Raw genomic sequence first — 15610 nt, 5'->3', positions numbered from 1 at the left:
AAAATTACGTAGACGTACGCACCGTCCGCGATTGATCGCGCCCGGCAAGCCACGTACAGTGTTCGCGTGCCTCGATTCCGGAACCGCCATGCCGATCCGATTTCAGAAGATGAACGCGAATGGCGACGACTTCGTCGTCGTCGACCTGCGCGGCCAGGATCAGGCTCAAGCACACGCGATCGACCGCGACCTCGTCCGGCGCATGGGCGACCGGCATCGCGGCATCGGCTTCAACCAGCTCACGGTGATGTCGGACTGCGACGACGCAGCCGCCCGCGTCGCATTCTGGAATCCCGACGGCTCGATGCTCGATACCTGCGGCAGCGCGACGCGCGGCGTTGCGTGGAAGGTGATGCGGGAAACCGGCGCGGCGTCGGTCGTGCTGCGCACCAACCGCGGGCGCCTGCTCTGTTCGCACGATGCGCACGGGCTGATCACGGTGGAGATGGGCACACCGCGCATCGGCTGGCAGGACGTGCCCGTCGCCGAAGCCGTCGACACGCTCGCCCTTCCGCTGCCCGGCGCACCGGCCGCGTGCAGCATGGGCAATCCGCACTGCACGTTCTTCGTCGACGATCTCGGTACGGTCGATGTCGAAACGCTCGGCCCGGCAATCGAAACGCATCCGCTGTTTCCGCTGAAGACCAACGTGCACTTCGTTCAGGTCGTCAGCCGCTCGCATATCCGCCTGCGCATCTGGGAGCGCGGCGGCGGCGTGCCGCTTGGTTCGGGCTCGTGTTCGTGCGGCGCGGCGGTCAACGGCATCCGGCGCGGGCTGCTCGACCACACGGTGCGGGTGGAATGCGACGGCGGCGACGTCGCCGTTCAATGGGACGGCACCGGCAGCGTGTTCCTGAGCGGGCCGATCGCGTTCGGTTTCGACGGGGTGTGGGTGGACGGGAAGATGCCGGCAAGCTGAGCACCGGCATTGGCGATATTCGCGGCGTGGTGCGAATCACGATACCGATTCGCGCCGGATGCACGGCGGCAACGCAGCCGCATCGTCATCGATCGTCGACGCGATCCGTTCGCCGCCATGATGTGGCGCCCGGCCTCCGACGATCGCGCCGACGCGCGGAGCCATTCACGGCCCGCGGTCGGCCGGGCCCGGCGCAGCGTGCGCCGGGCCGCATCGATCAGTGCTTGTCGTCGAGCTTCTTCGGCTTCGGCGGCGACGGCACCTTCGCGTACTGGAACGCCGGCGTCGCCTTCAGCGCATCCTTCGTTGCGCCCGGCAGGTAGATGTTGCCGTTGCGCACGTCGAGCGACGCGATCGGCACCGCGACGTCGTGCGCGGCCACGCCGAGGAAGCCGCCGGCCGACACGATCGCCGCCGACACCGAACCGTCCGGCGCGACGATCAGGTCGCGCACGGTGCCGACCTTCTGGTTCGCGTCGTTGTAAACGGTCTTGCCGAGTACGCTCTTCTTCACGCTCCAGCCTTCGAGCAGTGCCTGCGATTGCTCGACGGTCACGCTGAGCGGCTGCGCGCCGGCGATCTGCGCGTGTGCGCTGACGCTCGATGCGAGGACGGTTGCTGCGATGAGGGTTTTGTAGAACGCCATGTTTTTATGCACTCCGGTGAATTGTTGTCGATATCGGCGGCCGGCCTCGCCGCCTCCGTGCGCGCGACACATCGCACCGGCGCCATGTTAGCGCCACTCGCGAGATGCTGCATCGGACGTGATGACGCAGCACGCATATCGGCGCCGCCCCTGTCACGCATTCCGCGAATACACCCTGCGATGCCGCACCGCCTCCGCCAGCACATCGAGCACCGGCTCCGTCTGCGTCCAGCTCAGGCACGCATCGGTAATCGACACGCCGTACTGCAACGGCACACCCGGCTTCAGATCCTGCCGCCCGGCCTCGAGATGGCTCTCGACCATCACGCCGACGATCCGGTGCTCGCCCTGCGACAGTTGCCGCGCGAGATCCTGCGCGACGTCGATCTGCCGCTCGTGCGACTTGTTCGAGTTCGCATGCGAGCAGTCGACCATCACCTGCTCGCGCAGCCCGGCCTTGCGCAGCACCGCGCAGCACGCCTCGACATGCGCGGCGTCGTAGTTCGGGCCGCTCTTGCCGCCGCGCAGGATCACATGCGCATCGTCGTTGCCGCGCGTCTCGAAGATCGCGGCCATCCCCATCTTCGTCATCCCCATGAACGCATGGCTCGCGGCCGCGGCGACGATCGCGTCCGACGCGACCTGCACGCCGCCGTCGGTGCCGTTCTTGAAGCCGATCGGGCAGCTCAGCCCCGACGCGAGCTGGCGGTGGCTCTGGCTCTCGGTCGTGCGCGCGCCGATCGCGCCCCACGCGATCAGGTCGGCGATGTACTGCGGGCTCAGCAGGTCGAGGAATTCGGTCGCGGCCGGCAGGCCGAGCGCGTTGACGTCGAGCAGCAGTTGCCGCGCGGCGCGCAGCCCTTCGTTGATGCGGAAGCTGCCGTCCAGGCGCGGATCGTTGATGTAGCCCTTCCAGCCGACCGTCGTGCGCGGCTTCTCGAAGTAGACGCGCATCGTGATCAGCAGGTCGTCCTTCAGCGCATCGGCCGCAACTTTCAGGCGGCGCGCGTAGTCGAGCGCCTGGTCGTGATCGTGGATCGAGCACGGGCCGACGACGAGCAGCAGCCGGTCGTCGCGGCCGTGCAGGATGCCGCCGATCGCGCGGCGCGTATCCTCGACGAGCGTCTGCGTGGCGGCCGGCACCGGCAATTCGTCGAGCAGCAGCGCCGGCGAAATCAGCGGGCGCACGGCGCCGATGCGGACATCGTCGATGCGCGTGGTGTCCTGCGTCGCGTCGGCGCTGCCTACCTCGCGATCATGGGAAGGATTGTCGAGGTTCTGCATGGTGATTCTCCGGGGGACGTCTGGAATGATGTGCAGGCTCGATTATGGCACCCGGGAGAGGCGGCAGCCGGTCGCGGCGGGGGAATGCGGGTGACTGCGGTCAGGTAAATGCGACAGACGGCCAAACGCGGGACAAAAAAGGGCGATCCGCAGCGGATCGCCCTGCCCTTCACCGCGTCACCCGGCGCGTCTAGTGCGGCGTCTCGGGCGCCAGCGAATTGCTCGGTAGCAGCGCCGTCAGCCAGCAATTGCTCGGCGCGGCTTTCCCGTTGAAGCGGTCGTAGAGCCACGGCAGCATGCCGGCCACCCAGGGCACGATCGCGCCCACATGTTCGAGCGGATACTCGGTGTACGTGACCGGCGTGCCGCTCGCGCAGAACTTCTGCGCCAGCGCGCGCACGTCGTACGCAAGCATCACGCCGTCGCCCACCTGGCTGCCGAACGTGCCGTCGAGCGCGCCCGCCGTGCCCTGGCCGATAAACATTGGAATGGTCGGCGACGCGGCCAGCCCCGCATTCACCTTGTTCGCGTACGTCACATACACCGGAATGCTGTTGATGTCGTTCGCGTATTGCGGCTTGAACAGCGTCGCCCAATGCAGGCCCGTGTACTTCGGCAGGATGTATCCGAGCGACTGGCTCTGGATGTCCTTGAACACGGCAACGCCGGTGTCGCTGAGATAGGGCGTCAGGTCGAAGCCGTAGCCGCGCGACAGCCCGGCGAGCGCGGCCGCGGCGACGCCGCCCCAGACGATGCTGCCGTCCACATAGCGCAGATTGTGCGCGGGGTCGACCAGCACGCCGCCTTCCGCCGCGCCGACGAGTTGCCGGTTGATGTCGGGCGCATAGCTCGGCGCGAGTTGCGCGGCCCAGTTCGTCGCGATCGCACCGCCGGAATAGCCGATCATCGCGACCTTGCTCGACGGATTCAGGCCGGTCGACGGCGTGTTGAGCGCCGCGCGGATCGAATCGAGCGTCGTCATCCCGTATTCGGGGCCGGCGGCAAAGTCCGCCGTCTGGCCTTCCGTATCGGGCACGATGATGTTGTAGCCCAGCAGCAGCAGTGTCGACAGCGGAACCGATTCCGCGCTGTAGAACAACGTGCCCACGTTGATGACCTTGCTGACGTCGCGGTCGCCGGCGATCACCTGCGACGGTTCATCGTACGGGTTCAGCGAATCGTAGGCCGACTGGTACGAGATGGCCTGGCCGTTGCTGACCTGACTCCGGATCACGGACGTCACGTTGACGACCGGCTGGTTCCGCGCGTTGCTGGTGCGATACAGCAGCTGCTGCGCGGTCAGCGCGGTCGGAATGCCGGCCACGTGATAGGTGACGTTGCGCGTCTTCAGCACCGTGCCCGGTGGAATCGATGCCAATGGCGTGGTGCCGGCGTACGTATAGAACGGATCGGACACGGTCGGCGCACCGGCGCTGGCCGGCGGTGCGGCGAAGGCCAGTGCAGCGGACACGGCGGCCGCGGCAATCATCAAACGTCTGGAGGACATGGGTGGAGGCCCCTTGGATAACCTGCTTTCATCGAAGGAAGTTCGGCGGTGTTGCAGACCATCGCGATTGCCGATTCACAACCGTTTCCGTGCCATCGACTGTCTCCTTTAAATGAATGATCCGGTTTGTTCGGAATCTGTAATTTTAGTAGGACTACAAACCGGATGAATTGAAGCACAACGAGAACGCGTTCGATGTGCGTTTTCCGTTGTTTGAAGGTAAACGTCTAAATCCGCCGCAATGCGATGCGGGCGCCCCAGCCGTTCGGCCGACTGTCCGCACCCGGACGAAGTGCCGTACGATCACGGCTGTCCGTTACCGAAGCGGCCCGTCGTGCGATGCGGGCCGCGCGGCGCACCGCCTGCCTGTGACCGATCGTTTCCTGCCCAACCGACACGCCATGATGACCGTATCCGAACTGCTCCGTGCCATCCGCCAACCCTATATCGACCTGCTCGCGAAAGCGGCAGCGCAACCGGCGGTGATCGTCGAACCGGCCTACCGGCAGGCCGACGGCGCGCTGGCCACCGAAGGGCCGCTCGCGCTGCCGTGCCGGGCCGACACGATCCCGGCCGAAGGCGACGCGGCCGGCCAGCCGTCGATGGTCGATTCGACCTCGCAACTGGATTTCGAACCGTTCGCGTTCGATCTCGAAACGGCGGCCGTATCGATCCGCCCGTTCGTGTGGGACTGGGCCGCGATCGAGGCCGACGGTCTCGACGAAAGCGCGGCGGTCGACGCGTTCAAGACATGGTTCTTCGCGTGGTTCGATGTGGACGACGAGAACACACCGGCCGAAGACGGGCTGCATGGCATCGTTCACTACCTGTCGGAACCGGTTCGCACGGAACAGGGGTGGCGCGTCGATGCGGATCTCGGTTCCGCGCCCGAGACGGCCGTCGAGGATCTGCTGTTCCGGCTCGTCGATGCGGGGGCTACGCGGATCAGTGTCGGTTGAAAGGCCGCTTTATCTCTTGCACACCACCATCATGAAAAAAGCGCTTGCCGCGGTACTGCTCTGTATTTCGTTGCCGGCGCTCGCCAAGGTTTCCACCGAAGTGTTCTGCTTCACATCGGATGGCGACAAACCCGTGCGCTTCGAGATGCGCACCTACTACGACGATGCGGTCAATTGGACGGGCGGCATGGTCCGGTACGCGAAATCGAAAACGGCCCTCCCGCTGGTGATCGAACACGAAGAGGACGAAGTGCTCGCCGAGGACCGTCCGCACCAGTTCACGACGACCTGGGTCGAAATGGTCGACGGCAAGATCAACGGGAGATACGAAATGATGTCCCAGGGCGCCAACATCTATTCGATGACCTACACCAATGCGCGCACCGGCAAGAAAACCGCGTTCGGCAGGGTGCTGGATGTCGACGCATCCGCACAAGCCGGGTGCCACTGGTGATGCGCCCGCTGATCCGGATCGCGTGGGTGCTGATCGCGCTGCGCGCGGGTGGGTCGGATGCCGCGCCGCGCACGGTCTACGAGGGAACGCTGCAAGGCGCCGGCGCCGTCGTGATGGAACTCGACAACTTCCCGGCCGCGGACGGCAATCTCTCCGGCCGCTATTTCTATGCGCAGTTCGGCGTCGATATCCCGCTGCACGGCACGCCCGCGCAATTGGTCGAACCGCTCGTGCGCACGCAGTTGCCGGACGACGCGCGCGACTCGTCGGCATTCCGCGAGCATGCCGATTTCGAGCATGTCGCGGCAACCTGGCGCGGCACGCGGGACCAGGACGGCTATCGCGGCCGCTGGACCGATGCGCGCTCCGGCAAGACACGCACCTTCACGTTGCGCCGCGTCGCCGAATACGATCCCGACGCGATAGCGCCCGGCGCCGTCGAAGCCATCACCGATCTCTCCGCAGGCGGCGTCGGCAGCGGCATCGCGCGCGGCGCGGACATCGACATGAAGCACGCGCCTTATGCCACGCTGAAGCTCGCAGGGCACGCGCGGCCGGTTGGCACCGAGATCGGCGACGGCACGGTCGCGTACCGGATGTGGAGCGACCCGCGCACGGTGCTCGCGTATCCGCGGCTGAGCCGCCATCCCGATCCAGCCGTGATGGCGCGGGTCAATCATTTGCTGGAACAGCGGCACTGGCAGATGAATCTCGCCGCGCTCGAATGCGCATCGACGCGCTATACCGACGACGGGCCGGCAGCCGGGACGCTCGGCGGCTACGACGACGAGCACGTGACAGTCACATGGCTGTCGCGTGCGGCATTGGGCATCGTGGAATCGGGCAGCACGTTCTGCGGCGGCGCGTACCCGAACAATCACTACGATCCGGTCACGTTCGACCTGCTGCGCGGCGCGTATCTCGACTGGAATCGCGCGATCGATGCAGCTTCGTCGGGCAAGGACGGCAACATGGAAACGAGCGCCGCACTGACGCGCTTCATCGCGCAGCGGCGTGACAAGGCCGAGCCGGGCGAACGGCCGACAGACGGCGAAGGCAATTCGCTGTCGTGCGCCGACGTGTTTCCCCAGTATCTTGCGTTCGAACTCGATGCGCCCGGCAAACTGTCGTTCGCCGTGTCCGGTATCAACCACGCGGAGGGCGCGTGTCTCGGGCCGCAGCTCGACGCGCCGTTTGCGGCGCTCGCACCGATCCTGAGGTCTGGCGGTGCGCGTTATCTCGTACCGGGCGTCAAGCTGAAGTAACGCGGCGGTGCGTGCGGTATCCGCATCCGCATCGCGTATCGACCCGGCCGCGCAGTAACGACGCCGAGCGATGCGCACGCACCGCAGTCATGGCGTCAGGACGCGTCGCCCGGCGCGTCGACGTCGATGCCGAGTTCGCTGGCCATCCGCTGAACCAGCGCATTCAGTCGCGCCACTTCATCCGCGAGGCGCTTCTGCTCGGCCTTCAGCGCCTCGAATTCGGAAGGCGGCACGGAATCCGCACCACCGGCATCCGCACTCGCGAAGTCGGCCACGTTCACCTCGCCGCACATCAGGTGCATCCAGCGGTTCTCGCGCGCGCCCGGCGCACGCGGCAGCCGGACGACGAGCGCCTGCGCGCGCGCCGCGAGTTCGTCGAGAAACGCCTCGACCGACGAGATATCCGCAAAGCCGTGCAGGCGCGCGCTGTTCAAGCGCAGCTCGGCGGCCGTCTGCGGGCCTCGCAGCAGCAGAATGGTCAGCAGCGCGATCGCCTGGCTCGGGATGCCGAGCACGCGGTTCATGTTGTGCTCGAAACGCGGCACGCGGCTGCTGCTGCCTTCCATCACGAGGCTCAGGTGCTTCAGCCCGTCGAGCGCGGTCGTGACTTCGTCCTCGCTGACGTTCATCACCGGCGAGCGCGCGGTTTTCTGGTTGCAGCCCGCGGTCAGCGCATTCAGCGACAGCGGGTAGGTGTCCGGCACCGTGTGCTGTTTCTCGACCAGCACACCGAGAATGCGGGCCTCGAGAGGCGTGAGTTCGCGAAGGGCGCGTGGCGTGGGCGTATCCGGCGTGGTGTTCATGGTGGCTTCGCAGCGTGCAGCAGGTGAGGGGAAACGGTCGCGGCCCGTCCGGTATCGCAAACGGGCGAGCCATATGATAGCTCGCGGCGCATGGCCCAGCGCTGCTCGCCGTGCCGGCGCGCGCACTTGCCGCAGTCGCTTTCGTCCAACGTATCGGCCTCGCGATGCCGCGCGAATTCGCATGCGCGCGGCACTTGCGAATTCGCGCTCCACAAGCCGCAGCATGCGGCACATGCAGGCGGGATCATGCCCGCGTTTGCGCGACCCGCATGCCGGCGCTACGATATGCGCTCACGCGACCATCCGCGGCGCCGCGCGCAACCGCCTCTGCACATCAATACCACGCATCACCGGCCCAACACGCACTGCCGCCGCGCATGCGCGCCGCTCGTCGACACCGTTCACCTTTTCACCCAATCACCCGTTCGCCACCATGACTGCATCCTCAACCTCGCCGCACGTGCGCGCCATCGTCACCGGACACACGCGCGGTCTCGGCGCATCGCTCGCCGAACAACTGCTGCAGGAAGGCATCGCCGTGCTCGGCGTGTCGCGCAGCCGCCATCCATCGCTCGCGTCGCAAGCCGGCGACCGCTTCGCCGAAGTCGAACTCGACCTGTCGGACACGTCGGCCGTCGCGACCTGGCTGGCCGGCGACACGCTGCGCAGCTTCGTCGACGGCGCGTCGATCGTGCTGCTGTTCAACAACGCGGGGATCGTCGATCCGATCGGCCCGCTCGCCGCGCAGGACCCGGCGATCGTCGCGCGCGCGGTCGGCCTGAACGTCGCGGCGCCGCTGATGCTGTCGGCCGCGCTCGCGCAGGCGGCATCCGCCACGACCGAATGCCGGATCCTGCACCTGTCGAGCGGCGCGGCGCGCAATGCGTACGCGGGCTGGAGCATCTACTGCGCGACCAAGGCCGCACTCGATCACCATGCTCGCGCGGTCGCACTCGATGCGAACCGAGCGCTGCGGATCTGCAGCGTCGCGCCGGGTGTCGTCGATACGGGCATGCAGGCGACGATCCGCTCGACCAGCGAAGACAACTTCCCGATGCGCGAGAAGTTCGACCAGTTGAAGTCGAGCGGCGCGCTCGCGACGCCCGAGGCGGCCGCACGTCAACTGATCGGCTATGCGTTGAGCGATGCGTTCGGCTCCACGCCGACGGCCGACGTGCGGGATTTGTGATCCGCGTCACCGCGATCCGGCCGGCCACGCATGCCGCACGCGACGCCGCATCCCGGATGCGGACCAGCGTTGCTGACGGCATGCCCGGACAGCGCTCGAATTGCGCACGCCGGCTTGGGCGAGCTCGGTTTGCGAGTGCCCGATTTGCGCATGGCCAAGTCCATAGCACGCCTGCGGAAAGGCGATAGAATCGCTCCCGTATTTCACCCTCAAGGATCCCCCGATGGTCACCCGGACCACCGCACCGTTCCAGCAGATCAAGACGCTCGTTCGCCAGAACGTCGAATCGGGGGACTGGCGCCCCGGGGACCGCATTCCGTCCGAGCTCGATCTCGCCGCGCAGTTCGGCGTCGCGCGCATGACGGTCAACCGCGCGCTGCGCGAACTGACCGAGGAAGGCGTGCTGAAGCGCATCGCGGGCGTCGGCACCTTCGTCGCCGAGGCGAAGCCGCAGTCGAACCTGTTGATGATTGCGCATATCCGCGACGAAATCCGCGCGCGCGGGCACGAATACCGCTGCCGCGTGCTGAGCCGGTCGAGCGAGCCCGCGTCGTTCGACGTCGCGGCCGCGTTCGGCCTGCCGGTCAACACGCCGGTCTTTCATGTGGTGTGCGTGCACGAGGAAAACGGCCGCCCGATCCAGCTCGAGGATCGCTACGTGAACCCGGCCGCCGCGCCCGGTTTCATCGACCAGGATTTCCAGACCGAGCCGCCGTCCGAGTACCTGTACAACAACGTGTCGCACTCCGAACTGGAAATCGAGCACGTCGTCGACGCATCGTTGCCGACCGGCGAACAAGCACGACTGCTCGACATGCGCGCCGACGAGCCGTGCCTCACGCTCACGCGCCGCACCTGGACGGACGGGCTGCCCGTCACGTTCGTGCACTTCCTGCACCCGGGCAACCGCTACCGGCTCGGCTCGCGCTTCAAGCCGGGCGCCGGGCGCCACCCGACCTGAACCTTCGTCACACGCAGACACGCACAAAAACGCGCGGCGGCCGTTTCGTCAGGAAACGGCCGCCGCGCTCGTTACATGCGCCGGTCAGATCGCGCCGACCTGCCCCGCGCCGCGCGACCACACGACCGGAAACAGCGGGTGTTCGAGCGGCGCGCCGTCGGGCAGTTGCGCCGCGAGCCCGGGGAAATCGGGCGACGTTTTCCAGCGGCGCGGCGCGTGACGGATGTCGTCGCCGACGAAGCGGATCGAGAACGCGCGCCGGCGGTTCTGCGTACCGCCCGACGCATGCAGCGTGAGCATCCGGAAGCACACCATGTCGCCTGGCTCGAGCGCCCAGTGGCGGATCGGGAACGCCGCGCGATCGGCTTCGATGTCGGGCAAGTCCGCGAGGCTGCCTTCCGGAAACCACTTCGCCTCCTTGTCCATGAACGTGCGCGGCATCAGCCACGGCCCGCGATGCGAGCCCGCGACGAATTCCAGCGTCGATTCGAGCGGCACCGGATCGACCGGAATCCACATGCTGACGTTGTCGTCGCCTTCGATGTTGTAGTACGGCTGGTCCTGGTGCCACGGCGTGCGCTGCCGCGTGCCGGGTTCCTTCACGAGCAGGTGGTCATGATGCAGCCGCACGTGCTCCGTGCCCATCAGCGCGGCAGCCACCGACGGCGCCGGCGAGCGCACGATGAAGTCGCGGTATGCGTCGTTGTGCTGCCAGTTGCAGAAATCCTCGAAGAACCAGCCCGGATCGTCGAGCCGGCTCGCGACTTTCGCGCGCTCGCTCGGCTGCGCGAGATTCGCGTCGATGCCGGCCCGGAGCGCGGCCACTTCGTCGGGCGAAAAGATGCCCTTGATGCAGACCGCGCCTTCCTCGCGGAACGCGGCGATCAGTTCGGGCGTCACGGCTTGCGCGACGCGGTCCTGGATACTCGTCATGGTTTGCCTGTCGATTGAATGAATCACGGGGTCACGGTGCGGCGCTCACGGCTTCGCGCCGTAGATGTCGAAGTCGAAGTATTTCGCGGCGATCTTCTGGTACGTGCCGTTCGCGCGGATCGCGGCGATCGCGCCGTTCAGCCGCTTCTTCATGTCGGCATCGCCCTTTCGCAGCCCCATCGCGACGCCGTAGCCGGTGATCCGCGCGTCGGTCACGTCGGGGCCCGCGAACGCGTAGCCTTTGCCGCGCGGCGTCTTCAGGAACGAGTAGCCGGCCTGCGTCTTGTCCTGGAAGGTCGCGTCAAGGCGGCCGTTGACGAGATCCTGGTACACCTGGTCCTGGTTCTGGTACGAGACGATCGTCACGCCCTTGGTCGCCCATTCGGCCTTCGCGTACGCCTCCTGCGTCGTGCCCTGGTCGATCCCGATGCGCTTGCCCGCGAGCGACGCCGCGGTCGGCAGCAGTTTCGAGCCGACCGGCGCGACGAGCGCGCCCGGCGACGCATACAGCTTGTTCGAGAAGTCGATCTGCTTGAGCCGCTCGTCGGTGGCCGTCATCGCGGACATGATCACGTCGAACTTGCGCGCGCGCAGCGCCGGAATCATCCCGTCGAAGCCCTGCTCGACCCACACGCACTTCGCGCGCAGTTCCTCGCAGATCGCATTGCGCAGGTCGATGTCGAAGCCGGCGAGCGAGCCGTCGGGCTGCTTCGCCTCGTACGGCGGATACGTGGGATCGATGCCCCAGCGGATCGTCGACGTGTCCTGCGCGAACGACACGAGCGGCGCGAACGCCAGCGCGGTAACGAGGAGCTTTGCAGTGCGGTTCATGGCGTGTCCTTGAAGGTCTCGACGCGGCGGGCGAGCGCCGGCGTCCGGTGGATGGCACCGCGCCGGGAGGCCGACGCGGTGCGGTGCGCGAAAGACGGGACTTCGTTGAAGCTGCGATGCAGTCTAGACTGCTCAATTTTCGAGCGCAAGCGGGAACACGCGGGGACGAGGCGGGGTGAGGCCGGGCGGGGGCGAAAAGGAAGGGATGGCGCTTGAAATACGGCTTTTTGGCGGGATTTCCGCGGTTTTTTTGTGTTTACCCTGCGCGACGCACGCCTGCCACAGAGCGCGTTTTTCCGGATATCTGCGGTGTGACGATGTCTATACAGGCGATCGATGCGGAGCCTCGTCCGATGCGGCTTCGGCGGCATTGGTAATGCGACCTATACCGCATCAGAAATTGCTCGGAGGCAATAGCTCATCCGAGCATGTAAGATATATTTTACATTTGAGGGCGCTGAACGTGCGCCGGGAGGTCGACATGCAACTCTATGAAATCGGTCAGGCCGTTGCAAAACGAAGGGCGGAACTCGACCTCACACAGGCCCAGCTTGCCAAGCTCGCCGGGCTGTCTCGGTTCACCGTCAACCAGCTCGAAGCCGGCAAGGTCAAGGATCTCGGCATCAACAAGCTGATCCCGTTGCTCAGCGTGCTCGGCATCGAACTCCTGGCGCTGCCACGACAGGCTCACAACGGCCTCTACAAAGCCGTTGTGAGCGCGAACGTCAGCTACAAGGGCGAATTGACCGAGCGCTTGCTGGCCGACGCGTTGACCACAGGACACATTCCGGAAGGATACGAATCGCAGTTCTCCGTCATCCTCGACGAGGTGCCGCTGCCTGTCGTGGTGAAGGCGGCAGAGGAAGCCGCCGAACGCTCGGGCACCCCGCTCCGGACCATCTGGAAAAACCTCGCAGCTTGGTCGAAGGATCTTCACCTGTATCGGGAGGTATGGGTTTGACCGCAGCACCTTCCCGTCCCGGCTGAAACCTACCGCCCCCCGCCAGCACCCGCCCGATCTCCCCATACCCGCGCCGCCGCGCATGCTGCAACGGCGTCTTGCCGTTCGAATCCACGAGATTGACGTCCGCGTGCCCGGCGAAACCGCGATTGCCCGCGGCGCCCGGCCATGTTAAAAATCGTCGCGCGCATTAGGAAATGAAATGTTCGAATCCGAAAAAGTGCATAAATGAATAGACCTCTGTTCGACCTCGACCTGCTGCGCGCGCTCGTGATGGTCGCCGACTGCGGCAGCTTCACGACCGCCTCCGCGCGCCTGCACTCGACGCAGTCGACGGTCAGCCAGAAGGTGCGCCGGCTCGAGGAAATCGCCGGGCACCGCCTGCTCGACCGCGGCACGCGCGACGTGCGGCCGACCGACGCGGGCGTGACGGTGCTCAGCTATGCGCGGCGCATGCTCGCGCTGAACGACGAGATGCTGGAAGCGCTGTCGGGTGCGACGGTCGCACTGACGATCCGGCTCGGCGTGCCCGACGATTTCGCGGCGGGCCGCACGACCCATGCGCTCGCCGCGTTCAATCGCGCGCATCCGCAGGTCAAGCTCGAAGTGACCTGCGGGCTGAGCCGCAATATCAGCGCGGCATACGACCGCGGCGAACTCGACCTCGTGCTGATCAAGCAGCGGCGCGACAGCCGCGAGGCCGTCGTGCGCTGGCCCGAGAAGCTGCGCTGGATCGACAGCGCGAAGCATCCGTCGATCGATCTCGACCCGGTGCCGATCGTCGTGTTTCCGCCGCGCGGGCTCTATCGCGACGACATGATCAAGGCGATCGAGGAGCGCGGCCGCCGCTGGCGGATCAGCTTCACGACGTCGAGCCTGAGCGGCATCCAGGCCGCCGTCGCGGACGGGCTCGGCATCAGCGTGCTGCCGGCGCGCGTGGTGACCGACGAGCACACCGTGCTGACCGCGAAGCAGGGTTTCGCGCCGATCGAGCACATGGACATCGCCATCCTGCATCGGCCGACGGCCGACCCGATGGTCAGCGTGCTGACGAAGACGCTCGCGGCGATGCTGGAGCACGAGGAATAGTCGCGCGGCGAGGTTCGTTCAGGAACGAGGAAGGGGGCTGCACGCTCCGGACAACTCAGAACATCGTGTTCCCGTTCGCGGCCTGTTCGGGCACCGGCTGGTTGACGTCCCAGTGCTCGACGATCTTGCCGTTCTCGAGCCGGAAGATGTCCATGATCGCGCTGCCGCGCGTGCCGGGTTCGCGCACCGCGTGCACGTGCAGGATCACGTAGTCGCCGTCGACGAACGAGCGTTTGATCTCGCTGTGCGATTGCGGATACTTGTCGCGCAGAAACGCGACGAACTTGCGGAAGCCGTCGCGGCCGTCGGCCGCGTTCGGGTTGTGCTGCACGTAGCGCTCGCCGACATACGCAAGCGCGGCGTCCGCGTCTTTCTCGTTCAAGCCTTTTTCGTAGAACGCGAGCACCGTCCGTCGATTGGCTTCCTGCTGCGCGTCGTTCGGGCCGGCCGCCACCGCATGCGCGACAGTCACGGCGAACAGGACCGCCGCCATCCATCGTGCGGCCCGTGCCGCTGTCGTGCGTTGCATCGTCGTCTCCCGGGAAATCCGGCTGAAAACCGGATCATACCGGCGCGACGCTACGCTCAGACCAGCGCGCCGTTGCGCGCGACGATCTTCCCCGACGACACGACGAGACGCCGCACCGGCCGCGCGACGACCGCCTCGGCGAACGTCAGCGCATCGACAAGCACGACATCCGCACGGCTGCCCGGCTGCAGCCCGTAGTCGGCGAAACCGCAACCGCGCGCGGCACTGTGCGTCACGCAGTCGAGCGCGACTTCGAGCGCGTCGTCGCGGCGGAAATCGTTGCGCATGCCGATCAGCATCGCGCGTTCGAGCATGTCGGGCGAGCCGTACGGCGTCCACGTGTCGCGCACGCCGTCGTTGCCGCCGATGACGGTCACGCCCGCCGCGCAGCACGCGGCCACCGGCGGCACCGGCACATCCGCGGGCGCGGTCGTGACGATCGCGACGCCAAGTTCGGCCATCCGCGCGAGCAGTGCATCGCGCTCGCGTTCGGCGATATCGCCAAGACAGAACCCGTGGCTGATCGCGACCTTCCCGTGCATGCCGTGCGCGGCCGTGCGCTGCAGGATCAGGTCGAGCGAGTACGCGCCCATCGACGCACGCTCGTGCAGGTGGATGTCGAGCCCGCGGCCGTGGCGCCCGGCGATCGCGAACAGCACGTCCACCGCCTCGACCGGATCGCCTTCGATCGCGCACGGGTCGAGCCCGCCGAGCAGATCGGCGCCCGCGCCGAGCGCGTCGGACAGCAGCGCGTCGGTGCCCGGCCGCTTGAGCACGCCCGATTGCGGAAACGCGACGATCTGGATGTCGACCTGCCCGCGCAGCGTCTCGCGCGTCGCGAGCACGCCGTGCAGGTGCCGCAGCCCGGCCTCGGTATCGACGTCGACGTGCGTGCGGATGCGCGTCGTGCCCGCCGCGAGGAACGCGCGCGCCAGCGCGAGCGATGCGGCGCCCGCGTCATGGCCGCTCGTCGCGCGATAGTGCCGTTCGTTCTCGATGCGGTCGACGAGGCGCGGCCCGACCTGGTTGCGATACCACGGCATCCCCCAGTGCGTCTTGTCGAGGTGCGTGTGGCCTTCGACGAGGCCAGGCAGCGCGAGCGCGCCCGCGCCGTCCTCGATCGCGCAGCCTGCAGGCGCGTCGAGCGACGGGCCGACGCGCGCGATGCGATCGCCTTCGATCAGGATGTCGAGCGCAGCGTCGGCGCTCGTGCGGACATTGCGGATCAGCAGGTTCGTCATGTCGGTTCCGGTGTGGTCGGTCAGCGCGAGGCGGGCACG

The 15610-nt window shown here is 66.9% G+C and carries 16 protein-coding genes; 8 read left to right on the top strand and 8 right to left on the bottom strand.

What is annotated here, in order from left to right; all coding sequences use genetic code 11:
- Nucleotides 1–88 precede the first annotated feature (88 nt).
- A complete protein-coding gene (dapF, locus tag ACNQQL_RS05200; protein WP_347063526.1) occupies nt 89–919 on the top strand; it encodes a diaminopimelate epimerase in 831 nt (276 codons plus the stop codon).
- A gap of 217 nt (nt 920–1136) precedes the next feature.
- Here the strand turns inward: dapF and ACNQQL_RS05195 are convergent, their stop codons facing one another.
- From ACNQQL_RS05195 to ACNQQL_RS05185, 3 genes are all read right to left on the bottom strand, one after another.
- Nucleotides 1137–1565: a PRC-barrel domain-containing protein gene (locus ACNQQL_RS05195; RefSeq protein WP_072440007.1), complete on the bottom strand. Its 429-nt coding sequence runs from the start codon at nt 1563–1565 to the stop codon at nt 1137–1139.
- 153 nt (nt 1566–1718) lie between these two features.
- Entirely contained in the window at nt 1719–2849 is a 1131-nt protein-coding gene (locus ACNQQL_RS05190; RefSeq protein WP_347063437.1) for a 3-deoxy-7-phosphoheptulonate synthase, read from the bottom strand.
- 190 nt (nt 2850–3039) lie between these two features.
- A complete protein-coding gene (locus ACNQQL_RS05185; protein ID WP_347063436.1) occupies nt 3040–4356 on the bottom strand; it encodes a lipase family protein in 1317 nt (438 codons plus the stop codon).
- A 404-nt stretch (nt 4357–4760) separates the two neighbouring features.
- Between ACNQQL_RS05185 and ACNQQL_RS05180 the strand changes: the two genes are divergently transcribed.
- From ACNQQL_RS05180 to ACNQQL_RS05170, 3 genes are read left to right on the top strand one after another with little or no spacing between them, the layout of a single operon-like run.
- Nucleotides 4761–5315 carry a hypothetical protein gene (locus tag ACNQQL_RS05180; RefSeq protein WP_347063525.1) on the top strand — a complete coding sequence of 185 codons (555 nt, stop codon included), beginning with the start codon at nt 4761–4763 and terminating at the stop codon, nt 5313–5315.
- Between the two features lie 16 nt (nt 5316–5331).
- Nucleotides 5332–5769, top strand: coding sequence for a hypothetical protein (locus ACNQQL_RS05175; protein ID WP_347063435.1), 438 nt, complete (start codon nt 5332–5334; stop codon nt 5767–5769).
- Nucleotides 5769–7034: a hypothetical protein gene (locus tag ACNQQL_RS05170; protein WP_347063434.1), complete on the top strand. Its 1266-nt coding sequence runs from the start codon at nt 5769–5771 to the stop codon at nt 7032–7034. The genes ACNQQL_RS05175 and ACNQQL_RS05170 overlap by 1 nt, the downstream gene beginning before the upstream one ends.
- Before the next feature lie 95 nt (nt 7035–7129).
- On the opposite strand, the gene ACNQQL_RS05165 is transcribed toward ACNQQL_RS05170, so the two are convergent.
- The gene (locus tag ACNQQL_RS05165; RefSeq protein WP_347063433.1) at nt 7130–7837 is read right to left on the bottom strand and encodes a YceH family protein; all 708 of its coding nucleotides are present in this window, start codon (nt 7835–7837) and stop codon (nt 7130–7132) included.
- Nucleotides 7838–8270: 433 nt separating this feature from the next.
- Here ACNQQL_RS05165 and ACNQQL_RS05160 point away from each other — a divergent pair, with 433 nt between their 5' ends.
- On the top strand, nt 8271–9026 hold the full coding sequence (locus ACNQQL_RS05160) for an SDR family oxidoreductase (RefSeq protein ID WP_347063432.1): 756 nt from the start codon (nt 8271–8273) through the stop codon (nt 9024–9026).
- Between the two features lie 223 nt (nt 9027–9249).
- On the top strand, nt 9250–9987 hold the full coding sequence (gene hutC, locus ACNQQL_RS05155) for a histidine utilization repressor (RefSeq protein ID WP_347063431.1): 738 nt from the start codon (nt 9250–9252) through the stop codon (nt 9985–9987).
- 84 nt (nt 9988–10071) lie between these two features.
- Here the strand turns inward: hutC and ACNQQL_RS05150 are convergent, their stop codons facing one another.
- Together ACNQQL_RS05150 and ACNQQL_RS05145 are read right to left on the bottom strand one after the other, a co-directional pair.
- Complete coding sequence (locus ACNQQL_RS05150) at nt 10072–10920, bottom strand: phytanoyl-CoA dioxygenase family protein (RefSeq protein ID WP_347063430.1); 849 nt, start codon at nt 10918–10920, stop codon at nt 10072–10074.
- Between the two features lie 45 nt (nt 10921–10965).
- Nucleotides 10966–11751: an ABC transporter substrate-binding protein gene (locus ACNQQL_RS05145; RefSeq protein WP_347063429.1), complete on the bottom strand. Its 786-nt coding sequence runs from the start codon at nt 11749–11751 to the stop codon at nt 10966–10968.
- Nucleotides 11752–12232: 481 nt separating this feature from the next.
- Here ACNQQL_RS05145 and ACNQQL_RS05140 point away from each other — a divergent pair, with 481 nt between their 5' ends.
- Both ACNQQL_RS05140 and ACNQQL_RS05135 read left to right on the top strand, forming a co-directional pair.
- The gene (locus tag ACNQQL_RS05140) at nt 12233–12712 is read left to right on the top strand and encodes a helix-turn-helix domain-containing protein (RefSeq protein ID WP_072440281.1); all 480 of its coding nucleotides are present in this window, start codon (nt 12233–12235) and stop codon (nt 12710–12712) included.
- 228 nt (nt 12713–12940) lie between these two features.
- On the top strand, nt 12941–13801 hold the full coding sequence (locus ACNQQL_RS05135) for a LysR family transcriptional regulator (RefSeq protein WP_347063428.1): 861 nt from the start codon (nt 12941–12943) through the stop codon (nt 13799–13801).
- A gap of 55 nt (nt 13802–13856) precedes the next feature.
- Here the strand turns inward: ACNQQL_RS05135 and ACNQQL_RS05130 are convergent, their stop codons facing one another.
- Nucleotides 13857–14330, bottom strand: a complete 474-nt coding sequence (locus tag ACNQQL_RS05130) for a nuclear transport factor 2 family protein (RefSeq protein WP_347063427.1) — start codon at nt 14328–14330, stop codon at nt 13857–13859.
- A gap of 56 nt (nt 14331–14386) precedes the next feature.
- Nucleotides 14387–15571 (bottom strand): amidohydrolase family protein, encoded by a 1185-nt coding sequence (locus ACNQQL_RS05125; protein ID WP_347063426.1) that lies wholly within the window; start codon nt 15569–15571, stop codon nt 14387–14389.
- Between the last annotated feature and the right edge of the window lie 39 nt (nt 15572–15610).

It is taken from the genome of Burkholderia sp. LFS061, assembly GCF_047978125.1.
In the GTDB taxonomy this organism is placed as follows: domain Bacteria; phylum Pseudomonadota; class Gammaproteobacteria; order Burkholderiales; family Burkholderiaceae; genus Burkholderia; species Burkholderia pyrrocinia_C.
Note: the sequence above shows the minus strand (reverse complement) of the source record. Positions and strands in the feature narration are given on the sequence as shown.